The following is a 24055-nucleotide window of genomic DNA, read 5'->3' on the forward strand; positions in this document are numbered from 1 at the left end:
ATGACCGACCCGCTGGCGCAGAGCATCGCCGCCAGCTTTGACCCCGCGCCGCCGCCCGTATTGGGTGTGGCGGTGTCGGGGGGCGGCGACTCTGTCGCGCTTTTACATCTTCTGAACGACTATGCCCGCAGCCGCGGGATCGCGCTGCGCGCAGCGACCGTCGATCACGGCCTGCGCCCGGAGGCCGCTCGCGAAGCCGCGATGGTCGCCGCCCAGTGTCGCGCGCTTGGCGTTCCGCATGACACGTTGATGTGGACGGGCTGGGACCACAGCGGCAATTTGCAAAACGAGGCCCGCAAGGCGCGTTACCGGTTGTTGGCGGATTGGGCACGGGGGCAGGGCATTGGCGCTGTCTGCATCGGGCATACCGCCGACGATCTGGCAGAGACTTTCGTGATGCGTTTGGGGCGCCGGGCAGGGGTCGACGGGCTATCCGCCATGCCTGCGATTTTCGACCGTCACGGCATGCGTTGGCACAGGCCCTTGCTCAACGCCCGCCGCGCCGACCTACGCGCGCATCTGACGCAACGCGGGGTGACTTGGGTTGATGACCCCAGCAACGAGGATGACAGCTTTGCGCGGGTGCGTATCCGCAAGGCGCTGGCGGTGCTGACCGACCTGGGCGTTGATTCTGCCGCACTTGCCGATGTCTCGCGCCACCTTGCCGACGCCCGTACCGCGCTTGACGCGCAGATGTTTGCCGCCGCGCGCGCCCATGCCCACGTTCAATGCGGTGCCGTGGCGATGGATTGGCAGGCGCTGTGTGATCTCCCGACAGAGACACGCCGCCGTTTGCTGACCCACACGATCGCCTGGATCAACGGGGCCACCTACGCCCCACGCAGCAGCGCCGTGGCAGAGGTGCTGACGGCGCTTGATGATGCTGGTGCTGCGACCGTGCAGGGGTGCGAGCTGCGTTTGAAGCACGATAAACTGTGGATTTACAGAGAGTTACAGGCGGTGCGGGCGGTTGATGCGCCCGCGGATGCACTCTGGGACGGCCGCTGGCGTCTGGAACCTTGCGGCGATACGCCCGCGCCCGACACGCAAACCATGATCCGTGCCTTGGGCGCTGAGGGGCTGCGCAGCTTTGCTGATTGGCGCGATTTGGGCGTGCCGCGCGGCGTCTTGCTGGCCTCTCCGGCGGTGTGGCAGGGCGCGGAACTGGTCGCTGCCCCCCTTGTCGGTCGGTCGCAAAACTGGCAAGCAGTGCTCGAACGCGGCGAAGATGCCTTTTTCGCCGCACATATGACGCATTGAACATGCGCCGATCGTGTCTATCTTACACGCATTGGGCGCTGTGTTTGGTGCCGTCCCCCGGATGTAGGAGACTTTCCTTTGGGTAATATGCGCAATCTCGCCTTTTGGGTTGTATTGATGCTTTTGGTTTTGGCGCTGTTCAATCTGTTCAGCGGCTCGACTGGCGGGCTGCAAAGCCGTGAAATCAGCTATTCCGAATTTGTGACCGCTGTCGAAGCAGGGGACGTGCGCAACGTCACGCTTGATGGTGAACAGGTTCGTTTCCGTCGTGCCGATGGCAGTGACTATGTCACGATCCGGCCCGAAGACGCCGAGGTCACCAGCCTGCTGATGTCCAAGGACATCCCTGTGCGCGCTGAACCCCAGCAGCAATCCGGTTTCCAGACCTTCCTGATGTCGCTGTTGCCCATCCTTCTGCTGATCGGAGTGTGGATCTATTTCATGAACCGCATGCAGGGCGGTGGCAAAGGCGGGGCGATGGGGTTCGGCAAGTCCAAGGCCAAGATGCTGACCGAAAAACACGGTCGTGTGACGTTTGACGACGTGGCGGGCATCGACGAGGCAAAGGAAGAGCTGGAAGAGATCGTCGAATTCCTGCGCAACCCGCAAAAGTTCAGCCGTTTGGGCGGCAAGATCCCCAAAGGCGCACTGCTTGAGGGCCCTCCCGGTACCGGTAAGACCCTGCTGGCGCGGGCGATTGCCGGCGAAGCGGGTGTGCCGTTCTTTACCATCTCGGGTTCCGACTTCGTCGAGATGTTCGTTGGTGTGGGTGCCAGTCGTGTGCGCGACATGTTCGAACAGGCCAAGAAAAATGCGCCCTGCATCGTGTTCATCGATGAGATCGACGCCGTGGGCCGGTCCCGTGGCGCGGGCTACGGTGGCGGCAACGACGAGCGCGAGCAAACGTTGAACCAGCTGCTGGTCGAGATGGACGGCTTTGAGGCGAACGAAGGCGTGATCATCATCGCCGCGACCAACCGCAAAGACGTGCTGGACCCTGCCTTGCTGCGTCCGGGCCGCTTTGACCGTCAGGTCACCGTGGGCAACCCCGATATCAAAGGCCGCGAGAAAATCCTTGGTGTGCATGCGCGCAAGACACCGCTTGGCCCTGACGTAGACCTGCGCATTATCGCGCGCGGTACGCCCGGTTTCTCGGGTGCGGATCTGGCGAACCTCGTGAACGAGGCCGCTCTGACCGCCGCGCGCGTGGGCCGTCGCTTTGTCGCGATGATGGATTTCGAGGCCGCGAAAGACAAGATCATGATGGGTGCCGAGCGCCGGTCGATGGTGTTGACGCAGGACCAGAAGGAAAAGACCGCCTACCACGAAGCCGGTCACGCCATCGTCGGGATAAAGCTGCCGAAATGTGACCCTGTCTATAAGGCCACGATCATTCCGCGCGGCGGTGCCTTGGGTATGGTGATGAGCCTGCCCGAAATGGACAAACTGCAAATGTTCAAGGACGAAGCCGAGCAAAAGATCGCCATGACGATGGCGGGCAAAGCGGCTGAGATCTTCAAATATGGCGCTGAAACCGTATCGTCGGGCCCGATGGGCGATATCATGCAGGCCAGCCAGTTGGCACGTGGCATGGTGATGCGCATGGGCATGTCCGACAAGGTCGGGAACATCGACTATTCGGAAGCGGCGGCTGGTTACCAAGCCAACGGCGGCGCGGGCGGGTTCAGCGTTTCTGCGGCCACGAAAGAGCTGATCGAATCCGAAGTGAAGCGCATCATCGACGAAGGCTACGACCGCGCCTATAAAATCATCACCGATCACGAGGAAGAATTCGAACGTCTGGCCCAAGGTCTGCTGGAGTACGAAACGCTCACCGGCGAGGAGATCAAGCGCGTCATGGAAGGCAAACCGCCACAAGACCCGGACGGCGACGACACCAGCGGCATGGACAAACCAAGCCTGACCGCGATCCCCAAGGCCAAAGGCAAGAAGACGCCTCCGCCAAGCGGGATGGAGCCAGAGCCAAGCGTCTGACGCCTAGGCATTGATCACCAGAATACGAAAGAAAAGGCCCTGCACCCGCGGGGCCTTTTCTTTTGTCGCGGCTTTGCGCAGGTTACGGACAACGCAGCGCGAAAGGATGCCGGTCATGCCGACGATGAAAGAAACCGATTTTACCGCAACGATCACATGGCTTGGTGTGGTGCCCAAGCTTGCCAAGGGCATCCGCGCCGAACCCCGGAGCGAAGCTTTCGCCAGCTACGCCGGTTTCGAGGATGACGTGCACACGGGGCTGACCCGCGCGTCCTGTGTGCGGGTCACGAACCTCTATCCCAAGGGCACCGAGATCCGGAACGTGCGCCAGCTGTCGATCCTGTCTGCTGAAGAAATGGCCCTGATCGCGGCCGACATGGGGCTGGAGACACTGGACCCCGTGCACCTTGGCACGTCGATGGTGATCAAGGGCATCCCCGATTTCACCCATGTGCCGCCCAATGCGCGGCTTCAGGCTGCCTCGGGTGCGACGATCACGATTGATACCGAAAACCGCCCCTGCGTATTGCCCGGTCGCGAGATCGAACAAGACAGCCCCGGCCACGGTCCCAAGTTCAAATCCGCCGCCGAGAACCGTCGCGGCGTGACCGCCTGGATCGAACGCGAGGGGCTGTTGCGCGTCGGTGATACGCTGCGCCTGTTCATCCCCGACCAGCCAGCCTGGCAGCACGGCTAGACCCAATGGGGCGCGGGGTCACAGCGACCCGCCATGCTCAAATCAGCGGCACACCCGCCGGATCGCCGCATCAAGCGCCGGATATGTCGGAATTGCCCCCTCTGCCCATGCCCTCACAGGCGTATTGAGGACATAAGAAACATAGAACGCCGACGGCGCATCAGGGAGGACATATGACCTTTAAATCCGACATCCAAATCGCACGCGAAGCCAGCAAACGCCCCATTCAGGAGATCGGGCAAAAGCTGGGCATCAGCAGCGATGATCTGCTGCCCTACGGCCATGACAAGGCGAAGGTGTCGCAAAAGTTCATCAACTCGGTGCAGGACCGTCCCGATGGCAAGCTGATCCTCGTCACCGCGATCAACCCCACCCCCGCGGGCGAGGGCAAGACGACCACCACCGTTGGTCTGGGCGATGGTTTGAACCGCATCGGCAAGAATGCCGCCGTCTGTATCCGCGAGGCGTCTCTTGGCCCGAACTTCGGCATGAAGGGCGGGGCCGCGGGGGGCGGCTATGCGCAAATCGTCCCGATGGAAGAGATGAACCTGCATTTTACCGGTGACTTCCACGCCATCACCTCGGCGCACAACCTGCTCAGCGCGATGATCGACAACCACATCTATTGGGGCAACGCGCTGGAGATCGACCTGCGCCGTGTCGTCTGGCGGCGCGTCGTCGACATGAACGACCGCGCCCTGCGCCAGATCACGGCGTCCTTGGGCGGTGTGTCGAACGGTTTCCCCCGCGAGGCCGGGTTCGACATCACCGTCGCGTCCGAAGTCATGGCGATCTTGTGTTTGGCCAAAGACCTGAACGACCTGCAAAAGCGCCTTGGCGACATGATCGTCGCCTATACCCGCGAGCGGAAACCGATCTATGCGCGCGATATCAAAGCGGATGGTGCGATGACCGTGCTGTTGAAAGACGCGATGCAGCCGAACCTTGTACAGACGCTGGAAAACAACCCCGCTTTCGTCCACGGCGGGCCTTTCGCCAATATCGCGCATGGCTGCAACTCTGTCATCGCGACCACCACCGCGCTGAAGCTGGCCGATTACGTCGTGACCGAAGCGGGCTTTGGTGCGGATCTGGGGGCAGAGAAGTTTCTGAACATCAAATGCCGCAAGGCGGGGCTTACACCGGCCTGCGTGGTCGTTGTGGCCACCGTGCGCGCGATGAAGATGAACGGCGGCGTGGCCAAGGCCGATCTGGGCGCTGAAAACGTCGACGCCGTGCAGGCCGGTTGCCCCAACCTTGGCCGCCACATCGAGAACCTGAAATCCTTTGGCGTGCCAGTCGTCGTCGCGATCAACCATTTCGTCACCGACACCGACGCAGAGGTGCAAGCGGTCAAAGACTATGTCGCCTCGCAAGGGGCCGAGGCCGTGCTGTCCCGCCACTGGGAATTGGGCAGCGCTGGCTCTGCCGAACTTGCCGAGAAAGTGGTCGAGACGATCGAGAAGGGTCAGGCGAATTTCGCCACGCTCTACCCCGACGCGATGCCGCTGGCCGATAAGATCAACACCATCGCCACAAAAATCTACCGCGCGGATGGGGCGGTGATGGACCAGAAAATCCTCAACCAGTTGAAAGACTGGGAAGAGCAGGGATATGGCGATCTGCCGGTCTGTATGGCCAAAACGCAATACAGCTTTACCACCGATCCCGAAGCCCGCGGCGCGCCGACCGGCTTTACCATCCCCGTGCGCGAGGTGCGCCTGTCTGCCGGCGCGGGCTTTGTCGTGGCCATCTGCGGTGAGATTATGACCATGCCGGGCCTGCCACGGGTGCCTTCTGCCGAAAATATTCGTCTCAATGACATCGGCGATGTTGAAGGTCTGTTCTAAGCGCGTATGAACAGGGCGCGGAGGGTCGCCCCTTCGCGCCTTCGCCTGCTGTGGCAGGTGATAGCAGCGCCACAACAGACAAAGGACGGTCCCCATGACAGCGACGATCATTGACGGCAAGGCATTTGCAGCACAGGTGCGGGGGCAGGTCGCCCAGCATGTCACGCGGCTGAAGGACGATCACGGGATCACGCCGGGGCTGGCTGTGGTGCTTGTCGGGGCCGATCCTGCCTCCGAGGTTTATGTCAAATCCAAGGGCAAGATGACCAAGGAAGTGGGCATGAAATCGGTCGAACACCGGCTGACGGACACCACATCAGAGGCGGAGCTTCTGGCCCTGATCGACACGCTGAACAAGGATGATACGATCCACGGTATCCTCGTGCAGCTCCCCTTGCCCGATCACCTGAACGAAGACCTTGTGATCGGCGCGATTGATCCGGCCAAGGATGTCGACGGGTTTCATATCTCGAACGTCGGTCTGTTGGGCACCGGGCAGAAATCCATGGTGCCCTGCACGCCGCTTGGCTGTCTGATGATGCTGCGCGACCACCATGGCACCCTGTCGGGGATGGATGCGGTCGTGATCGGGCGCAGCAATATCGTGGGCAAACCTATGGCCCAGCTTCTGCTCAACGACAGCTGCACCGTGACCATCGCCCATTCGCGGACCAAAGACCTTGCCGCTGTTGTGCGCCGCGCTGATATCGTGATCGCCGCCGTGGGCCGCCCCGAGATGGTGCCGGGCGACTGGATCAAACCGGGGGCCACAATCATCGACGTGGGCATCAACCGTCTCGACGCGCCAGAGCGGGGTGAGGGCAAGACCCGTCTGGTCGGGGATGTGGATTTTGACAGCTGCGCCAAGGTGGCCGGTGCGATCACCCCGGTGCCGGGGGGCGTGGGCCCGATGACGATCGCCTGTCTGCTGGCCAATACGGTTACGGCCTGCTGCCGTGCCCATGAGCTGCCCGAACCCGAAGGGCTGACCGCCTAAGCGGCGGTTGCCGGAACCGGCACCATCGTGCCCTGAAGCAAGGCGATCAGCACCTGCTGGTCGCCGGTTTGGGCAAAGACCTCGGCCGTGACCACACAAAGCCGCTTGCCCGGTTTCACCACCTTGCCAATCGCGATCAGCCGGTCTCCGCGGGCGGGGGCCAGCAGGTTGATCTTGATCTCTGCGGTGACGACCTCGGTATCTAAGGGCAGTGTCGTCAGCGCGGCATAGCCCGCGGCGCTGTCCCCGATAGAGAACGTCAGCCCCGCGTGGCCAAACCCCTGCTGCTGGCGCGTGCCGGGCAGGATCGGTGCCTCGATCCGGATGAGCCCCTTTGACACATCACTGAGTTCAGCGCCGAGGGTCTGCATCATCGATTGTGCGGCATAGCTGTCGCGGATGCGGGCGATTTCTTGAGGGGTCATAGGGGCTCTTTCAACATGGATAGCCGGCCCCGTGGCTGCGCTTAGCGCGGCATGGGGATCGCGGTGGGCTGCGGTCCGGTAAGTATGGCGCAGGCCTGCGGACCCATCAATGCCTGTAGCACCGGCGCGTCACTGTACAACCCGCCGGTATAGGTGCCAAAGGCGGGCATGATCAGCCGTCGGTCGTCATAGAGGAAGGCCGGACGCGTCACCGACCGCCCGCGCAGCCGCAGCCGTGCCTTGGGGTGATAATGCCCCGAAACCTCGGCCTGCGTGCCTGCCTGTGCGATATGCCGGAACTGCAAGGGGCCGATCACAAGCTCGGCCAGATGCTCCCCGCCCAGTTCGACGGGGCCGGGGTCGTGGTTGCCCTCTACCCACAGCCACTGCCGCCCCGCCTGCAGCCGCGCCAACGTTAGCCGTGCCGGCTCGGGCAGGGCATGGGCCGCGTGCAGATCGTCGAAACTGTCGCCCAGACACATCACGACGCGCGCGGGCACACGGTCAAGCGCCGCCGCAAGCCGGATCAACGTGTCCATCGTCTCGTAAGGGGGAAGCGCCGTGCCGCCGCGCCGCGCAATCCGTTCGGCTTTGCCAAGATGCAGGTCGGACACGCAGAGCAACCCGTGATCTGCCCACCACAAGGCACCAGAGCCAAGCGCCGTCAGCCGCGCGCCGCAAAAGTCGAATTCATACCCGATGTTCATGCTGCGTTCATCACCAAGTTTGCCCGCGGGCGCAAGGGGCGCTGGCCGATGGACGCGCCTATGGCGGGGCGCAGGAGTATTTGAAAAAGGGTGAAGCGGAAGACGCCCCCGCCTGATCCCGAGGGGCGTGGGGGCGTCTTCACCCTTTACGGTCATCGGCTCTCCAGCCTGTACCGCGGGGTGATCATGGGGCAAAATACCTAAGCGAAGGTTAATTCACCCTTTCAAAAATACTCAGCTGCGCAGCGATTGCCACGTCTAGCGCCGTTTAAGGGGGATGTTATCCGGCGCGGGCGTGATCTTTGCGAGGCCGGAGGCTTCCATCAACCGCGCGGATTCCTCGGCCAGCAGACGTTCTTCTGCCTGCCCCTTGACCGGCACGCGACCCATTTCCAGAAACAGCGGTGCGGACAGCGGGCTGACACGGTCGAGGATACGGTGGTCTATCCGGCCCTTGATACGATGCAGCATTTCCTCGATCCGGCCAAAGTCGACCAGCCCGCGCAGGGCCTCTTCGCGGGTGATATCGAGCAGGAGGTGATCGGGTTCGTATTTCTGCAAGGTGTCATACAGGATATCAGAGCTGAAGGTCGCCTGCCGGCCAGACTTACGGGCTTGGGGGGTGTTCCGTTCGATCAGCCCTGCGATGGTGGCGGCGGCGCGGAACGTGCGTTTCATCACCGCATTGCCGGCCAGCCAATGGTCCAACCCGTCATGCAGGGCCGTGGCATCAACGAGCGGGGCGGGGTCGTCGACCGGATCCAGCCCCCAGATCAGCGTGGCATAATCGGTGGCGACGAAGCCCAGGGGGTTCAGGCCCAGTTCCTCCATCCGTTTTGTCAGCAGCAGCCCGAGCGTTTGCTGCGCGTTGCGACCGGCGAAGCCGTAGAAGACCGTTTGGGCGCGGCCCTCATGGGGGAAGCTTTCGATCAGCAGTCGGCCCGGTTGCGGCAGTTGGCTGACCTCGCGTTGCAGGGTCAGCCATTCGGCCGTGTGGCGCGGCAACTCGGGCCAGCTGTCTTGGGTGAACATGCGTTGCACGCGGGCGGAGAGCTGGGTCGAGGTGGCGAATTTGGTGCCCATGAACGTGGCGACGCGTGGTTTCTTGGCGGCGGAGCGGCTGACCTCTACGGTCATTTCCCGCAGCCCTTCGTATTTGACGATTTGGCCGCCGATCAGAAAGGTGTCGCCCGCGCTGAGCGAGGCGGCGAAACCTTCCTCGATTTCGCCCAAAGGGGCACCGCCGCGGTTGCGTTTCATGCGGACCTTCAGCGTGTCCGTGTCCTGAATGGTCCCGATGTTCATGCGGATACGCTGGCTGCTGCGAGGGTCGCGCAGGTGCCATTTGCCGTTTGTGCACATCAGACGTTGCCATCTGTCGTAGGCGCGCAGGGCGTAGCCGCCGGTGGCACAGAAATCGAGGCAGGCGTCAAAAGCGGCGCGGCTGAGGCTGGCATAGGCCCCGGCAGAGGTCACCTCGGCATAGAGCGCGTCGGCGTCGAAGGGGCCGGCGCAGGCGGTGATCAGGATATGCTGGCATAACACATCGCGAGGGCCGGGGCCGCGCGGGTCGCCGTCAAGATCGCCTGCCAACACGGCGTCGAGGGCGGCGACACATTCGACCACCTCGAACCGGTTGGCAGGCACCAGCAGCGCTTTGGAGGGCGCGTTATAGCGATGGTTGGCCCGCCCGATGCGCTGGACCAGCCGTTTGACATTTTTCGGCGCACCGATCTGGATCACAAGATCGACATCGCCCCAGTCGATCCCCAGATCAAGGCTGCCGGTACAGACAATCGCGCGCAGATCACCGCGCACCATCGCGGCTTCGACCCGCTCGCGTTGCTGACGGTCAAGAGAGCCGTGGTGGATACCGATGGGCAGGCTGTCTTCGTTGGCAAGCCAGAGGTTGTGAAAGAAAACCTCGGCCTGAGCGCGGGTATTGTGGAAGATCAAGGTGGTTTTATGCTGGCGTATCTGGTCGAGCACCGCCGGAATCGCATAGGCCGCCCCATTGCCGGACCACGGCGGGGCCGCGTCCGTGCGCAGCATCCGGATGTCGGGCGGCGGGCCGGGATCAGCCAGCAGGATCGGACAGGGGTCGGGGTGACGTGCCATGAAATGCGCGATGGCGGCGGGATCTTCGACGGTGGCTGACAGGCCCACCCGTTTCAGCCCCGGGCACAGACGTTGCAGCCGTGCCAGCGCCAGCATCAGCTGGTCGCCCCGCTTGCTGTCGGCCAGCGCGTGGATCTCGTCGATCACGACACGTTTGAGCCCTTTGAACATGCGCGGTGCATCCTCGTAGGAGGTCAACAGCGCAAGGCTTTCGGGGGTGGTCAGCAGGATATGGGGCGGGTCGGCGCGTTGCCGGCGTTTGCGCGTTTGCGAGGTGTCGCCGGTGCGGTCCTCAATCCGGATGGGGAGGCTCATTTCGGTCACCGGGGTGGTGAGGTTGCGCTTGATATCCGCGGCCAGCGCCTTGAGCGGCGAGATATAGAGCGTGTGTATGCCGTCGTGGCCGCCCTCGGCCAGATCGACCAGCGTGGGTAGAAAACCAGACAGCGTCTTGCCCCCCCCGGTCGGCGCGATCAACAGCAGGGCGGGCGCGTCGGCGCGGTCCAGCATGTCCTGCTGGTGGGGGTGGATGGACCAGCCTTTGGTGGCGAACCAGTCGGAGAACTTGGGGGGCAGGGTCTGCATGGGGTGCAAGATAGGCTGTTTGCACGCGGGGGCCAGCCCCCGCACCCCCGGAGTTTATCTGGCAAAATGAAGCGGATGCCCGCGCCGGTGTCGAGCGCGGTGCTACCTTACGATGGTTTCATCCTCGACGAACATATTGGCCCAAGCTCGGTCAATCAGATCAGGGCGCATCTGGTGCGGGATACCTTCGAAATCGCAGATGGAAATCATCTGGTCGATCAGGAAGATCGGCTGATAGTTGGCGAACACATTATTGATCGTAGGGTATTTTGTTTTCAGCAAATGGATCAGCGTCGCCTCGTCCAGTTTGATGTTTCGTTTCTTGGCGACCATGGCAAAGATCTTGAGGAAGTTTTCCTGATTGGGTCCGTCGATCTTGATCTTGAAGAAGATCCGGCGCAGGGCGGCCTGGTCGAAGATCTCATTGGGGTGGAAGTTGGTGGAGAAGACCACCAGCGTGTCGAAGGGAACTTCGAACTTCTCGCCGGATTGCAGGGCGAGGATGTCCTTGTTTTCTTCCAGTGGCACGATCCAGCGGTTGACCAGCGCCTGTGGCGATTCTGCCTGTCGGCCAAGGTCGTCGACGATGAAGATGCCGCCGGTGGATTTCAGTTGCAGCGGGGCCTGATAGGTCCGTGCGGTGGGGTTGTAGACCAGATCAAGCATATCGAGCGTCAGTTCGCCCCCGGTGATCACTGTGGGGCGTTCGCATTTGACATAGCGGGTGTCAAAGCGCGTCACGCGGCGCAGGGATTTCGGGTCTTGTTTTTCTTCGGAAATGGCGGTGTGCACGATGGGGTCATAGACCGTGATCACCTGACCGGCGTATTCAATCGCACGGGGGACATAGATCCGGTCGCCAAGCGCGTCGCGAATGCCGTTGGAGATGCTTGATTTACCATTGCCGGGGGGGCCGTACATCAGGATGGAGCGACCGGCCGTCACGGCTGGGCCAAGGTTGCCGATCAGCTCGGACGGGAGCACCAGATGGCCCATGGCGGCTTCGAGCTTTGCGCGGGTGATTTGCATATTGCGCACGGACTGGCGCTTGATCTGTTCGCGGTAGACATCAAGCGGCACGGGCATCGGGCCGAAGTATTCCGATTGCGCCAAGGCATCCAGCGCGCGGGCCTTGCCCAGATCGGTCAGCTGGTAGCCCATTTCATTGCCGTTATTCGCGTTGAGCGTGCCCGTCGCTTCGAGAAGGCGTTGTTCGCGCGACAGATCCACCAGTTCCTGCGTGACCTGAAGCGGCAGGCAGATCGCCGCTGCGAGTTCGCTGACCATGGTGACGTTCTTGCGGAACATTGTCTTGATCATGATGTCGCGCATCATCACCACGGGCAGCTTCATCTCTTGGATGGTGCGCGGCGGAGGGGGAGCCATGACGGCGCTGGTTTGCATATTCATGAAGGCTTCTTTCATGGGGACACGAGCGTGCCCCAAGGCGTAGCGGTTGAATATGGCGAAATCAGGCCCCGAAGTAGGCACCGAGCATTAAATATGCGGCAAGCACAGTGCCAAGGGCGAGGCCCATGGGGAATTTCTTGGCTTCGTGCCAGCTGACCCATTGCGGGGCAAGCTTGCGCAGGGGGGAATATTTGGCGGCGCGGTGAATGATATAGGCGGCAACCAGCGTCGCCATGAACAGCGCCATGACGAAGCGCACATCTCCGAGCGCGATAAAGGGCGTGGCGGCGGCGATGAATTTCGCATCCCCCGCGCCCATCAGCCCGCCTGCGTTCATGAAGATGCCCACAACAAGGGCTATCACCATCGCCAGCAGGTGCCAGAGGTAGCTGTCAAAGGGCAGGGCAATCGGGCCGATCAGCACGAACACGGCGGCCAATGCGATCACCGTGACATTGGTGATCCGCATAAAGGCCAGATCGGTGTAGATCGTATAGGCACAAAGGGGCAGCGCGAAGGGCAGGAACCACAGCGCTGCGTAGCTGGTGATCTCCACGCGTTAGCCTGCGTTTTCCAGCGCGCGCAGCGACCGGACGGCGGCCTCGAAGTGCTGCGGGTGGGTGCTGATGGCGTCGCGCAGCAGCCCTTTACCGGTTTCAACGTCGCCCTTCTTGATCGCGGAGAGGGCGAGGGTGTGCAACAGTTGCGCGCGCTCGGTCTGGTCCATCTCGATCGGGGGGAGGCTGTATTCACGTTGCGCGCCACGGGCGAGGATCAGGTTGTTCTTGGCGGTAAACAGCGTTGAATCCTGCTTCACAGCCTCGCCGAAAAGGCGTTCGGCAGCCTGATAGTCGCCGCGCGTCAATTTGGAGTAGCCCCAGTTGTTCATGACCGAACCGGGCTTGGTGGTCAGACCAATGGCGATCTCGTAAAAACTGTCGGCCTTGTCCCATTCCTGCTTGCTGTCAGCGACGATCGCCTCAAGCCTGTAGCGGTTGTAGGTTTCATGGGTGGGCGGGACGGAATCCAGCGTCTTTTCCGCCTTGGCCCAATCGCCTGCGCGGATCAGCGCATCGGCGTAATCAACCTTGTCGTCGGGGGTGGCATCCTTGGAAGTGGCAACTTTGCCCCAGACGGATGCGGCCTCTTGGTTGCGTTTGGCGCGGATCAGGGATTTGCCCAAGCTGCGCTGGATGTCGATGCGGTCGGGGTTTTCCTGCGCGGTGCGGGTGAAATAGCTGACCGCCTCGTTCGGGTCGGCCACTGTCAGCATCACATCGTTGAGGTTGCTTTCATCCACGACATTCACGTCCTGGAAGGCGCGGGTGACGGTATCCTCGCCGGATTTCTTGCCGCAGCCTGCTACTGCGACGACGCCTGCAATGCAGGCGGCCAATAGGATAGGGTGGCGCATTTTTGCGTCCTTTTACTGCTCTGCCTCGTTATGATGCTGGCCGAACCAGATAGTCGCCCGAGCCGCGCCGCACCAATTTATAACTGTCTTCTTGATCCGGGATCGTAACAGAGTTTTCCGATTTTGCGAGTGCTAAGCGCAAATTGTCACGGATTGCGTCACTTTCGCCATTATCGAGCGCATATGCCTTGCGAAAGGTCAGCTGGGCTTCGGCGAGTTTGCCGCGTTCCATCAACACAACGCCGAGATTATTCCAGACCTCGGGGTGGGTTTCGTCCTTTTCTACAGCGTCGCGCAGCAGCTTTTCCGCCTGACCCAATCGCCCCAGCCCAAGGTTGGCGCTGCCCAGTCCCGACAGGATTTCGGCGTCCAACTGGGAGGCGAGCGCGGCGCGGTTGAAGGCGCGGATGGCCAGTTCGTATTCGCCCGCGCGCATCAGACGGTGGGCGACCTCTACCCCGTCTTCGGCGTCCTTGCGGGTGTTGACACCGGGGGCAAAGGGGCTGTCAGGGCTGGCGCGCTTGCCCCCAAACGCGGAAAGACTGCCTGCAGAGCAAGCGGCCAATCCGGCGATCAGGGTCATACAAAGCGCGAGCCTGAAGGGTAACGCGCGCTTGGGAATGTGGATCATGCAGAGCCTTACTGACCTAGTTTGGTAATGTTCATCACCGATGGCGCGACCAGAATGATCAGCAGTGGAGGAACGGTCAGCATCATTGTGGCAAGTGTCATCTTGGTTGGCAACTTGTTTGCGGCCTCTTCGGCGCGCATCACGCGTTTGTCGCGCATCTCGGCGGCATAGACCCGCAGCGCGTCGGCGATGGATGTCCCGAAGGCGGCGGATTGTACCAGCACCGTCACAAAGGACGACACATCTTGCACGCCGCAGCGTTCGCCCATGGCGTTCAGCACGCTGACCTTGTCTTTACCGGCCTTCATCTCATAGGCGACGATTTCGAACTCTTCCGCCAGCGCAGGGTAGGAGGCGCGCAATTCGCGGGCCACGCGGACGATACATTGATCAAGCGACTGGCCGGCTTCGACGCAGACGAGCATCATGTCCAGCGCATCGGGAAAACCGCGTGTGATTTCCTCTTTCCGCTCGGCGACGCGGCGGGTCACCCAATAGCGCGGCAGGAAATATCCGATGCCGCCGGGGCCCACGGTATACAGCATCATCTTGTTGGTGGTCATGCCTTCGCCGCCGCCAAGGAAGTTGATGTAGACGGTGCCGATCACCAGCCCGGCAATACCAAGCGCCATCTGGGCAAAGTGAAAGAACCGTACCGCATCGCGCGAGCTATAGCCCGCCTGACGCAACAGCAGCGCCTTGGCGCTTAGCTCTTCCACGTCTTCGGGTTCAAGGAACTTGGCGAACTTTTGCAGCTTCTCGTTGCGGTCCGACTGGCGCAGGCGCTGTTGCTTGCCTGCATCGGCAGCCTCGGTCTGGCTCCGTTTGAGCTTGGCCAGAGGGTCTTCGGGCTGGCGCAGGATCATGACAAGCGTTGCGCCCACCATGGTCAGGCCCAATGCGCCCAGAATGGCGATCCAGCCCATGGGACCAAGTGCGGTGTCGAGTGAGTTGAGGAAATTCACAGTGAGGCCCCCTTAGACTTTGATATCGGTCAGCTTGCGCATGACGATGAGGTTAAGCGACAGGAACAGGACAACCGCGATACAGCCGGGGATGAACAGCGGGTGGGTCATGACTTCGTCATAGTAATGCGGGTCACCGAGTTTGATCACGATCAGCGCGAGGATCGGGAAGGCAGACAGGAACTTGCCGGACCATTTTGCTTCGGCGGTGATGGCGCGCACGCGGCGGAACAGGCGGAAGCGGGCGCGGATGACCTTGGCCAACCCCGCAAGGATTTCGGCAAGGTTACCCCCCGATTGCTGCTGGATGGTCACAGCCACCGCGAGGAAGCGCAAATCCTGCATATCAAGCCGTTCGGCCATATCCTTGAGCGCCTCGCCAATGTCGCGGCCATAGGCGGTTTCATCGGCGATCACGCCGAATTCCGACGCCAGCGGGTCCTGGATTTCCTTGGACACGATAGAGATCGCGCTGGTGAAAGGGTGGCCCACGCGCAACGACCGCACCATCAGTTCCACCGCGTCAGGCAGTTGCTCTTCGATCATGTCCATGCGCTTTTTCGCTTTGGACGAGATCCAGAAAAATACCGCCCCGACACCGATCCCGACAGAGATCAGAATGCGAACGGGCACTTCGGTATTGGTGCCGATGGTCAGCCCCAGAAAGGCGACGACCGACAGGCCGGCCATGATCATGATCAGCTGTTTCGGCGCAAAGGCGATCGCGGCCTTTTGTGCTTTCTCGGCGAGCAGGGAATAGACCGGAATGGATTTATTATCCATGTGCTGCTGCATTTCCTTGCGCAGCTTGTCCAGAACCTCTTCGCGGCGGGCCCCTTTTTCCAGCATTTCAAGCCGGCGGTTGACCTTGCTGTTGAGGCTGATGGATTTACCGAAAGCGACCAGATACAGCCCTTCGACCAGCACAAGGACACCGACGAAGATCAGGCCATAGATAATGGGTTCTGCACTCATGATTGATAATCCTTACTTGACCACAACGGGTTCATAGATCGACGATGGCAGGTCATAGCCCCACATCTTGAAACGTTCAGAGAAGTGGCTGCGCACGCCGGTGCCGGTGAAGTGGCCGATGATCTTGTTTTCGGGGGTCAGGCCGACGCGCTGAAAGCGGAAGATTTCCTGCATAGAGATCACGTCGCCCTCCATGCCGGTGATTTCGGTGATCGACGTCATGCGGCGCGACCCGTCCTGCAAGCGCGATGCTTGTACGATCAGGTTCACAGCCGACGAGATCTGGCTGCGGACCGCTTTCAGCGGCATTTCGATACCGGCCATGGCGATCATGTTTTCCAGACGGCTGACACCATCGCGGGCAGAGTTGGCGTGGATCGTGGTCATCGACCCGTCGTGGCCGGTGTTCATGGCCTGCAGCATGTCGATCACTTCCTCGCCGCGCGTCTCGCCGACGATGATCCGGTCAGGCCGCATCCGCAGGGCGTTTTTCAGACAGTCGCGCGGGGATACCTCGCCCTTGCCTTCAACGTTAGGCGGGCGGCTTTCCATGCGGCCCACATGGGTCTGTTGCAGTTGCAGTTCGGCGGTGTCTTCGATGGTCAGGATCCGTTCATCGTTGGCAATAAACGATGACAGCGCGTTCAGCGTGGTGGTTTTACCAGAACCTGTACCGCCCGAGACGATGATATTCAGACGGGTGGCGACGGCGGCTTGCAGATAGGCTGCCATCTCTTCCGAGAAGGCCCCAAAGCTTACCAGATCATCAATGCCCAGTTTGTCTTTCTTAAACTTACGAATGGAGACAAGGCTGCCGTCCACGGCAATCGGCGGGACCATAGCGTTGAAACGCGAGCCGTCTTTCAAGCGCGCATCGACATAAGGGTTGCTTTCATCGACGCGACGGCCAACGGCTGAAACGATCTTGTCGATGATCCGCAGCAGGTGCTTTTCGTCTTTGAAGGTCACGTCGGTCAGCTGCAGTTTACCCGCGCGTTCCACAAAGATCTGTTGCGGGCCGTTAACCAGAATATCGTTGACGCTGTCGTCTTTCAGCAGCGTTTCCAGCGGACCAAGGCCGGTCACCTCGTCATACAGTTCCGAGTTCAGTTGAAAGCGATCCTCGCGGTTCAACACGATGGATTTCTCGGCCAGAATCTCGGTCGAGATTTCGTTGATCTCGCTGCGCAGATCCTGTTCCGAGGCATGTTCAAGGGCGGCGAGGTTCAGGTTCTCAAGCAGGGCACGGTGCAGTTCGAGCTTGATGTCGCTCATGCGTTGCTTGCGCTTCACGTCGCGATCCTGCGGGGCGACGGTTGCGGCCTGGGCCACGCGGCGCATGCTGGCGGGCTTGGGCGCGACCGCTTCCTCTGGCTGTTGCTGGGGCGCGGGAGCCTTCGCCTTTGGGGCGGGTGTGGCTACGGCAACGTCACCTGGCTTTTTATACTTCGAGAACATCTGAATACTCTTTCTAAATTATCTGGCGCTTGGGCCGGATCAGGCGGCTTTGGCTTCGTCAGCCTTGAGGTCGTGGATAGAAGACGCGAGCTTTGCGATCTCGCGGCGTAGCGGGTTCTTGGCGGCGGTATTGGCGAGCGGCAGACCGTGGTCGTTGGCCTGCGTCACCTGCTTGCCGCCATCAGGCAGCTGCACGTCGATGGAAATACCAAGGCTTTCTGCCATCCGTTTGACCCGCGCTTTGGCGTTAAGGTCGGTAAATTTCGGCGCGCGGTTCATGACATAGCGCAGCTTTTCGACCGGCAGCTCTTCGGATTGCAGCGCGCGTTTGAAACGCAGGGCGTTTTGGGCGCAGCGCATATCCAGTTCGAGCATGGCAAAATAGACATGCGCATTGCTCAGCACGGTTTCGGTCCATTGCACCAGCGTCGACGGCATATCGACAACAACGTAGTCGAACTGGTTGCGCGCCATATCCAGTATCCGCGTCACATCTTCCGAGGTGATCAGATCAAGCGGCAGCATATCGGCGGGGGCGGTCAGCACCTGAAGCGTGTCTTCATAGGTCAGCAGAGCCTGACCAAAGCTTTCCTCGTCCATCTCGTCTGTCTCGATCAGCATGTCATAGACGACTTCGCGGCGCGGCAGGTCCAGATAGGTCGCCACGGCCCCGAACTGCAGATCGAAATCCAGCAGGCAGACCTTTGGCGGGTTCTTTTTGTCGGAAGTCGCCAGCTCCCAAGCCATATTAACGGCCATGCTCGTCGCACCGGTGCCACCGGCCAAACCATGTACCACGATCACCGCGCCGTCTTTATCGGCACCGGGTTTCAGCTTGGGGCCTGCCTCGATGTGTTCGGCTGTGGGCTCGGGGCCTGCGCGCAGACGTTCGATGGTCGCCGCCAATTCGCCTTCGGGCAGCGGGTAGGGGACGAATTCATCCGCACCTTGACGCAATAGGGAATGGAGCGAGGCCGGGGACATGTCTTCGGCGATCAGGATCACCTTGATATGACGCGATTTAGCCTGCGAGATGATTTCGGACATCATCGGCAGGTTCTCTTCGTCCTCGGAATCAAGCGCCAGTGCAATCAGCTCGAGCGTCGCCGCTTCGGGCTGGCTGAAAAAAGCGAGGCTTTCAGAAAAGCCGAGATCACCCCAGGCTTCGCCCAAAGCTGATTCCATATCCTCGATCAGCAGGTCGAAGTTCTGTACATCACGGCTGACAGTGCAGGCGATGATCTGTGGTGCGTCAATCTGTGGCATACTGCTGCTCATACCTAAACTTCCCCTTCTTCTCTTTGGGGCGCGGCAAGGGCTGATCGGGCGTCGCCCTGTTCTTTGCCTTGCGGTCCCCTGCGTCAGACCACGGTGGCCGGGCGCAACTGTCCTATTGCAGTGAATATCCCTGCCAAGTTGGGCAAGATTGGGGCTAAATAGTTTCTATTGTTTGGTCTTTTGAAACGATCCGCAGTGATTTGCCGGATTGAAACGCAAAAGGCCCGACCGTCAGCGACGATCAGGCCTTTCTCGAGGTATCTGTTATCCGGTTATTCCGTCGCTGTACCGGTAGCAGCGGCACCGCCCGTTAGCTGAGTCGGTGGCACGGCGCTGGCAACGTAATCGCGATAGATGATCTGCGCGTATTTGCCGTCCAGAACGGTGGGATGTCGCCCGACAAAGCCGCTGACTTCGGTCACTGTGCGACGGTTCGCCCGTTCGCGGCCCTGTGTCACGATCAACGGCTGTGTTTCGCCAAAGGAAACAACGGCCTCAAGACGGCTGCGGCTGATGCCTTGCGTTGACAGGAACCCAACAACGGATTGTGCACGGCGCAGGCCCAACGCCTTGTTGTAGCTGTTCGAACCGACGGCATCGGTATGGCCATACACGCGGAAGCGGACCTCGGGGAACTGGCGGATCCATCCCGCTTGGCGCCGCAGCACGGCCTGCGCGGCCCCGTCCAGCTGGGCCGAGTTAAAGGCAAAGGTCACCGTGGATTCGACTTCGCCGGCAAAGCGGTTGGCCAGATCGAAGGTGTACTGGCGTTCGCCTGTCATCACCAAACGGTTGTTCAGCGTGGCGTTTCCAAAGGTGCCCAGATCGGTCAGGGATCCTGCTTCGCGGTGGAACTGGGTATAGACCGGATCAGGGCTGCTGACGCAGCCTGCTACGGTCATCGCCAAAGCGGCGCATAACCCGGTGATTTTGCCTGTCGAAGGGATCGCTGAAGTCATCTGATCAATCCAATACATAGCCATATGACCCGCTAAAGTCCTGTTTGGCAACCTCGCCAGCGGCCCCTTTTGTGGGCGCTGTGCTGCCTTTGGACGTGCGACCTGACAGGAACAATTCGCTTTCCGTGGGCGGTTTGATCCGGTCGGTGGGCAGGGCCAAAGCCTCGCCGCGGGTGGGGGTCACAAGATGGGCCGTGATAATGATCACCAGTTCGGACTGGCTGCGCTGATAGTTCGCGCTGCGGAACAACGCGCCCAATACAGGCACATCGCCGATCCAGGGTAGCTGGCTGGAGTTATCGGTGAAATCATCGGTCAGCAGACCCGCGATCGCAAAGCTTTCGCCGTCGCGCATTTCAACCGTGGTCGAGGTTTCGCGGCGGGTGAAGGCCGAGATGTCGAAGCCATTGCCCAAGGACACGCTGTTGCTGGCATCAATCGCCGATACAGCGGCTTTGAGTTCGAGGTTAATCAGGTCTTTATCCACGACACGGGGGATAAAGCTCATCTCTACGCCGAAGGGTTTGTACTGCACGGAAATCTGGTCGCCGGTCTGGGCGACAGGTACGGGGTATTCGCCACCGGCAAGGAACGTCGCCTCTTGCCCGGACAGCGCAACGAGGTTCGGTTCGGCAAGGAAGCGTACGGCGCCCTTCTGCTCCAGGGCTTCAAGCAGCAGACCGACTTGGGTGGACCCTGCGTTAAAGCCGAACAGTACCGCGCCTGCGTTGCTGTTGGACGCAGGTGTCGTGCCACCAAGAGAGTTCGCAATCGCGCCTGCCGTATTTGTCGTATTGGTCCCGCCGTTGATCGCAAGATCATTGCCCACCAACCCGTTCAACGCGAGCGACGCGCTTAGGGATTTGGAGACAGATCGGCTCATCTCGGCAAAGCGGACTTTCATCATCACCTGCTGTATGCCGCCGACGCTCATCAGGTTGGAGACGCGTTCTGGCGCGTAGCGTTCGGCCAGATCAAGGGCGCGCTGCAGGCGTTGGGTGGAGGACACGATGCCCGACAGGACGATACCGTCGTTGGCTGTGCGCACTTCGATCTTTTCGCCGGGCAGGATCTGCCGCAGGCGTTCCTTGAATTCAGAGACATCCGCCGCGACGCGCACATCCACGTTGGTGATCAGCTGACCGGCCGCATCCAGCAGGGTCAGCGTGGTCAGGCCAGGGGATTTGCCCAGCACATAGATGGTGCGATCGGAGAGGGATGAGATATCTGCGATCCCCGGATTGGCGATGCTAAGCTCAGCAAAGGGGATGTCGCTTTCAACCACAACCGCGCGGTTCATCGGGACTTCCAACACACGGTTGGTGCCCTTCTTGACCACACGGAGTGTGTTGGCCTGCGCGTCGATCGGCGCCGTCAATGCAAATGGCATCGCGCCAATGGTCAGTCCCAATAGGGCTGCTTTAATAAACTTATCGATTTTCATGTGACCTGCCTTTGTGATCACGCCTCAAAATAGGGTCTTTGCGCCCGCCGTTTGCGACACTGTGCGGTCCTTTGCGTTTTTTTGCAAGAATCAATGACAGGGGGGGGCGGGTATATGTGGATTAACAGCAACATATCCGAAATGGCAAAACGCCGCGCAAAGTGATGCGCGGCGTTGCTGAGGTCCGTATTTGCCCTGCCTGATAAGCAGATCAGTTGGTGCAGGGGATCGGGATTTCGACCACTTCGGCACCACGACGGGTCCGGATGGTGCAGACTTTTTCGGTAGTCGTTTCGACTTTGACCGTTTCTTCCGTCAGGCCGAGCAGGCGGCGTTGGTCGACTTCGATCTCGCCGGCGACGGTGTCATCCTCTGCCCCGACGAGCGAGAGGGATAGGTCACCAGTCGATTGCGCCTGTGCCAATGCGGCAACTTGATAGGGCTGAACGGCAACAGTCACAGTATTCGCAATGGCCGCTTCGCTGCGTTCGCCGCCGGCGCTTTGGTCGATCGCGATGATCTTGACGCCTGCCTCGATCAGTTTGGTCACGTCTCCGGTATCGGCACGGTCGTTGCCGCCGCGGTTGATGCGGCCAGTCCAGTAGACATCGACACGGTCACCGGGGCGCAGGAAGCCCGAGACGCCGCTTGATACATCGACGCGGATCGCGAAAGCACGGCTGCCCCGTTCCAGCTGCGAGGTGAGGCCGGTATCGGCACCGGGTTCGGTCACCTTCGCCGCCATAATGGCTTCGTCTTTTTCCATCGCACGCAGCACGACACGCAGGTCATCGCTGTTTTCGGGGAAAAGCGCTGCTTCTTCGATAAACGTGCCTTCGGGGATCGCATCCTCGGGCCATTTTACCTGCCGCACATCTTCGCGGGTCAGGCGCTGTCCGTATTTCAGCGGCCCATTGGCCACATATACACCAACCGTCGGCACGATCTGGGCCAGAGCCTCTTGGGCCTGTTGGTTGGCGCGTTGATATTCACCGATGCGGCCCTTTGCCAGATACACAGCACCACCTGCCAAGGCGATACCGGCGAGCAGGACCAGTCCAAAAACCATCCGCATGTTACTTACCTCTCTTGAGTGTGTGCCGGTCCCAGGACGCGGCGCGAAACTTATACCAATGGATAGGCGGTGATTGTGTTCAGACTATGGATAATCCGCGACCAAGCTGGGTCATTATGGTGGTTGCTTGGGTTAAATGTCGCTTGGGATTCTGGTTGCGATTTCATCGGCGTAGTCTTTGGTTTGCGTCGTAACAGCCACTATGGCCCCGACAGCAATTGTAACGATAGCGGCACATAGGATAACCCAATCGACCGTGACCGCCCCGGATTGGTTCTTGAGAAATGTTTGGATATTTGAAAGCACAGTTTTGTTCGCTTGTTGTTGAAGAACTACGCTTAAAATGCATAGCAGCTGCAACCAGAGATTTGATTGCAGCTGCTCATGTTAAGTTTAGTCTACGGTGGAGGCGCGGTGGGCATCCATCTTGAGTGCAGTTTTGGACGTCAGATTTGACGCACTGCTTTCGATCGAGGAGTAAGCTGCGACGGCCAGGCCAACAACGGCGGCGGTCAGAACAACCCAGTCAACAGTCACAGCGCCGGATTCGTCGTTTTTGAAGTTCTTGATAAAGTTCATCATGGTATGTCCCTCCAAGGATCATAAAGTTTTCAATCTCAACCCTGTCGTCCGTTTCGATGCTTCTCTCTCAATTCCGCATCTGGCTGACTTGGTATGAGCCTATATAGCCCTGTGAATGGGGCACGAATTTGGCGGCAATTGTGACATTTCGTTTTTCAGGGCAGGTTTTTGGCAGAATTATTGTAGCCCGCTGATACAAAACAATTTTCCATCTTCATTTTTTGTTATCCTTGATGAGAAGCGGGGCAGGATTGCATCAATTATGGCGAAATCGCCATGTTCCCTGCCATGTTTGGTTGGTTTGGCGAGGGTTTCCGTGCGAGATTGCTGAAAAAGAGCATTAAATAATCAGTGCAGGCAGCGATGTTTCGACGAATGACCGTATCTTTGATGGTGGGGATGCTGGCGGCCTCGGCTGTCTGGGCAGACACGCCCAAGCCGTTTCCCAAGTTCGAGGCAAAACGTGTGAAGCCGCCCAAGCCGGGCAGTACCAATCGGATCAATGTCTTTATCGAGCCCAAGGCTGACGACGTACCCGAGGTTGTCGCAACCGAATCCGGTGCCATCGTGCCAGCGTCGCCGGGGCAATATGATTGGTTCTGGGATCGTGTCTCTCCGGCGGTCGAGAAATCTGGCCCGGGCCGGCTGGAGGCCGCGATGGTCACGCTGGCAACGGCCAGCAGCAAAATCCCCGCGCCACGCATGCAACAGATGCAAGAGATCGCCAAGGCCAACGGGATCGACATCCTCCGCTCTACCATCGGGACACAGGTGTCACCTGCGCTTGTGCTCGCGGTGATCACGGTTGAATCCGCAGGACGGCCCGATGCCATCAGCGGGGCAGGGGCGCAGGGCTTGATGCAACTGATGCCTGATACAGCGACGCGCTTTGGGGTAACCGATAGTATGGTCCCGACGCAGAATATCGCGGGCGGCGTAAAATATCTTGATTGGCTGATGGGCGAATTCGACCGCGATCCGATCTTGGTGCTGGCCGGTTATAACGCGGGCGAAGGGTCCGTGCACAAGCACGCGGGCGTGCCGCCTTTTGCCGAAACCCGTGACTATGTGCCCAAGGTGCTGGCCGCTTTTCAGGTCGCCAAGGGCCTGTGCCAGACCCCGCCCGAGCTGATCTCGGACGGATGTGTCTTTGCGGCGATGAACTGACACCAGTTCGGGGCCGAGTGTAAAAAGGGGCGCGGCCATCGCTGGCTGCGCCCCTTGTCGTTC

General features: G+C 60.4%; 21 protein-coding genes. 6 read left to right on the top strand and 15 right to left on the bottom strand.

All coding sequences use genetic code 11. The annotated features are described in order from the left end of the window. From tilS to folD, 5 genes are all read left to right on the top strand, one after another. A complete protein-coding gene (gene tilS / locus C1J04_RS04315) occupies positions 1 to 1260 on the top strand; it encodes a tRNA lysidine(34) synthetase TilS (RefSeq protein ID WP_009826111.1) in 1260 nt (419 codons plus the stop codon). A 78-nt stretch (positions 1261 to 1338) separates the two neighbouring features. Next, positions 1339 to 3255 carry an ATP-dependent zinc metalloprotease FtsH gene (gene ftsH / locus C1J04_RS04320; protein WP_037954161.1) on the top strand — a complete coding sequence of 639 codons (1917 nt, stop codon included), beginning with the start codon at positions 1339 to 1341 and terminating at the stop codon, positions 3253 to 3255. Between the two features lie 115 nt (positions 3256 to 3370). Then, complete coding sequence (locus C1J04_RS04325) at positions 3371 to 3952, top strand: MOSC domain-containing protein (protein ID WP_009826113.1); 582 nt, start codon at positions 3371 to 3373, stop codon at positions 3950 to 3952. A gap of 173 nt (positions 3953 to 4125) precedes the next feature. Beyond that, positions 4126 to 5802 carry a formate--tetrahydrofolate ligase gene (locus C1J04_RS04330; protein ID WP_009826114.1) on the top strand — a complete coding sequence of 559 codons (1677 nt, stop codon included), beginning with the start codon at positions 4126 to 4128 and terminating at the stop codon, positions 5800 to 5802. 94 nt (positions 5803 to 5896) lie between these two features. Beyond that, on the top strand, positions 5897 to 6799 hold the full coding sequence (gene folD, locus C1J04_RS04335) for a bifunctional methylenetetrahydrofolate dehydrogenase/methenyltetrahydrofolate cyclohydrolase FolD (protein WP_009826115.1): 903 nt from the start codon (positions 5897 to 5899) through the stop codon (positions 6797 to 6799). Here folD and C1J04_RS04340 read toward each other — a convergent pair. The 15 genes from C1J04_RS04340 to C1J04_RS04415 form a co-directional block, all read right to left on the bottom strand. Next, complete coding sequence (locus C1J04_RS04340) at positions 6796 to 7224, bottom strand: PaaI family thioesterase (protein WP_009826116.1); 429 nt, start codon at positions 7222 to 7224, stop codon at positions 6796 to 6798. The genes folD and C1J04_RS04340 overlap by 4 nt on opposite strands. 41 nt (positions 7225 to 7265) lie before the next feature. Beyond that, positions 7266 to 7931 carry a ligase-associated DNA damage response endonuclease PdeM gene (gene pdeM / locus C1J04_RS04345; RefSeq protein ID WP_009826117.1) on the bottom strand — a complete coding sequence of 222 codons (666 nt, stop codon included), beginning with the start codon at positions 7929 to 7931 and terminating at the stop codon, positions 7266 to 7268. Positions 7932 to 8189: 258 nt separating this feature from the next. After that, positions 8190 to 10634, bottom strand: a complete 2445-nt coding sequence (locus tag C1J04_RS04350; RefSeq protein WP_009826118.1) for a ligase-associated DNA damage response DEXH box helicase — start codon at positions 10632 to 10634, stop codon at positions 8190 to 8192. A 102-nt stretch (positions 10635 to 10736) separates the two neighbouring features. Next, positions 10737 to 12044 (bottom strand): hypothetical protein, encoded by a 1308-nt coding sequence (locus C1J04_RS04355; RefSeq protein ID WP_005851665.1) that lies wholly within the window; start codon positions 12042 to 12044, stop codon positions 10737 to 10739. Positions 12045 to 12105: 61 nt separating this feature from the next. After that, the gene (locus C1J04_RS04360; RefSeq protein ID WP_009826120.1) at positions 12106 to 12600 is read right to left on the bottom strand and encodes a prepilin peptidase; all 495 of its coding nucleotides are present in this window, start codon (positions 12598 to 12600) and stop codon (positions 12106 to 12108) included. 3 nt (positions 12601 to 12603) lie between these two features. Beyond that, positions 12604 to 13458 carry a tetratricopeptide repeat protein gene (locus C1J04_RS04365; protein ID WP_009826121.1) on the bottom strand — a complete coding sequence of 285 codons (855 nt, stop codon included), beginning with the start codon at positions 13456 to 13458 and terminating at the stop codon, positions 12604 to 12606. A gap of 28 nt (positions 13459 to 13486) precedes the next feature. Beyond that, positions 13487 to 14041, bottom strand: coding sequence for a tetratricopeptide repeat protein (locus C1J04_RS04370; protein WP_009826122.1), 555 nt, complete (start codon positions 14039 to 14041; stop codon positions 13487 to 13489). Positions 14042 to 14097: 56 nt separating this feature from the next. Next, entirely contained in the window at positions 14098 to 15054 is a 957-nt protein-coding gene (locus tag C1J04_RS04375; RefSeq protein ID WP_373276849.1) for a type II secretion system F family protein, read from the bottom strand. 12 nt (positions 15055 to 15066) lie between these two features. Further along, positions 15067 to 16029 (bottom strand): type II secretion system F family protein, encoded by a 963-nt coding sequence (locus C1J04_RS04380; RefSeq protein ID WP_005851670.1) that lies wholly within the window; start codon positions 16027 to 16029, stop codon positions 15067 to 15069. A 12-nt stretch (positions 16030 to 16041) separates the two neighbouring features. Then, a complete protein-coding gene (locus C1J04_RS04385) occupies positions 16042 to 17487 on the bottom strand; it encodes a CpaF family protein (RefSeq protein ID WP_009826123.1) in 1446 nt (481 codons plus the stop codon). Positions 17488 to 17526: 39 nt separating this feature from the next. Then, positions 17527 to 18765, bottom strand: a complete 1239-nt coding sequence (locus C1J04_RS04390; protein ID WP_037954165.1) for an AAA family ATPase — start codon at positions 18763 to 18765, stop codon at positions 17527 to 17529. A 272-nt stretch (positions 18766 to 19037) separates the two neighbouring features. Then, positions 19038 to 19742 (bottom strand): OmpA family protein, encoded by a 705-nt coding sequence (locus tag C1J04_RS04395; protein ID WP_009826125.1) that lies wholly within the window; start codon positions 19740 to 19742, stop codon positions 19038 to 19040. Next, positions 19729 to 21168, bottom strand: coding sequence for a type II and III secretion system protein family protein (locus C1J04_RS04400; protein ID WP_005851674.1), 1440 nt, complete (start codon positions 21166 to 21168; stop codon positions 19729 to 19731). The genes C1J04_RS04395 and C1J04_RS04400 overlap by 14 nt, the downstream gene beginning before the upstream one ends. Positions 21169 to 21379: 211 nt before the next feature. Beyond that, the gene (cpaB, locus tag C1J04_RS04405; protein WP_009826126.1) at positions 21380 to 22243 is read right to left on the bottom strand and encodes a Flp pilus assembly protein CpaB; all 864 of its coding nucleotides are present in this window, start codon (positions 22241 to 22243) and stop codon (positions 21380 to 21382) included. 393 nt (positions 22244 to 22636) lie between these two features. Next, positions 22637 to 22825, bottom strand: a complete 189-nt coding sequence (locus C1J04_RS04415) for a hypothetical protein (RefSeq protein WP_009826128.1) — start codon at positions 22823 to 22825, stop codon at positions 22637 to 22639. A 375-nt stretch (positions 22826 to 23200) separates the two neighbouring features. Between C1J04_RS04415 and C1J04_RS04420 the strand changes: the two genes are divergently transcribed. Next, a complete protein-coding gene (locus C1J04_RS04420) occupies positions 23201 to 23992 on the top strand; it encodes a lytic transglycosylase domain-containing protein (RefSeq protein WP_009826129.1) in 792 nt (263 codons plus the stop codon). Positions 23993 to 24055 lie beyond the last annotated feature (63 nt).

Source organism: Sulfitobacter sp. SK025, from assembly GCF_003352105.1.
Taxonomy (GTDB): domain Bacteria; phylum Pseudomonadota; class Alphaproteobacteria; order Rhodobacterales; family Rhodobacteraceae; genus Sulfitobacter; species Sulfitobacter pontiacus.

Excerpts from the sequence above, each read along its gene's own strand:
- tilS (WP_009826111.1), top strand. The coding sequence starts at position 1 with ATGACCGACCCGCTGGCGCAGAGCATCGCCGCCAGCTTTGACCCCGCG.
- C1J04_RS04325 (WP_009826113.1), top strand. The coding sequence starts at position 3,371 with ATGCCGACGATGAAAGAAACCGATTTTACCGCAACGATCACATGGCTT.
- C1J04_RS04330 (WP_009826114.1), top strand. The coding sequence starts at position 4,126 with ATGACCTTTAAATCCGACATCCAAATCGCACGCGAAGCCAGCAAACGC.
- folD (WP_009826115.1), top strand. The coding sequence starts at position 5,897 with ATGACAGCGACGATCATTGACGGCAAGGCATTTGCAGCACAGGTGCGG.
- C1J04_RS04340 (WP_009826116.1), bottom strand. The coding sequence starts at position 7,224 with ATGACCCCTCAAGAAATCGCCCGCATCCGCGACAGCTATGCCGCACAA.
- pdeM (WP_009826117.1), bottom strand. The coding sequence starts at position 7,931 with ATGAACATCGGGTATGAATTCGACTTTTGCGGCGCGCGGCTGACGGCG.
- C1J04_RS04350 (WP_009826118.1), bottom strand. The coding sequence starts at position 10,634 with ATGCAGACCCTGCCCCCCAAGTTCTCCGACTGGTTCGCCACCAAAGGC.
- C1J04_RS04355 (WP_005851665.1), bottom strand. The coding sequence starts at position 12,044 with ATGAATATGCAAACCAGCGCCGTCATGGCTCCCCCTCCGCCGCGCACC.
- C1J04_RS04365 (WP_009826121.1), bottom strand. The coding sequence starts at position 13,458 with ATGCGCCACCCTATCCTATTGGCCGCCTGCATTGCAGGCGTCGTCGCA.
- C1J04_RS04370 (WP_009826122.1), bottom strand. The coding sequence starts at position 14,041 with ATGACCCTGATCGCCGGATTGGCCGCTTGCTCTGCAGGCAGTCTTTCC.
- C1J04_RS04380 (WP_005851670.1), bottom strand. The coding sequence starts at position 16,029 with ATGAGTGCAGAACCCATTATCTATGGCCTGATCTTCGTCGGTGTCCTT.
- C1J04_RS04385 (WP_009826123.1), bottom strand. The coding sequence starts at position 17,487 with ATGTTCTCGAAGTATAAAAAGCCAGGTGACGTTGCCGTAGCCACACCC.
- C1J04_RS04390 (WP_037954165.1), bottom strand. The coding sequence starts at position 18,765 with ATGAGCAGCAGTATGCCACAGATTGACGCACCACAGATCATCGCCTGC.
- C1J04_RS04395 (WP_009826125.1), bottom strand. The coding sequence starts at position 19,742 with ATGTATTGGATTGATCAGATGACTTCAGCGATCCCTTCGACAGGCAAA.
- C1J04_RS04400 (WP_005851674.1), bottom strand. The coding sequence starts at position 21,168 with ATGAAAATCGATAAGTTTATTAAAGCAGCCCTATTGGGACTGACCATT.
- cpaB (WP_009826126.1), bottom strand. The coding sequence starts at position 22,243 with ATGCGGATGGTTTTTGGACTGGTCCTGCTCGCCGGTATCGCCTTGGCA.
- C1J04_RS04415 (WP_009826128.1), bottom strand. The coding sequence starts at position 22,825 with ATGATGAACTTTATCAAGAACTTCAAAAACGACGAATCCGGCGCTGTG.
- C1J04_RS04420 (WP_009826129.1), top strand. The coding sequence starts at position 23,201 with ATGACCGTATCTTTGATGGTGGGGATGCTGGCGGCCTCGGCTGTCTGG.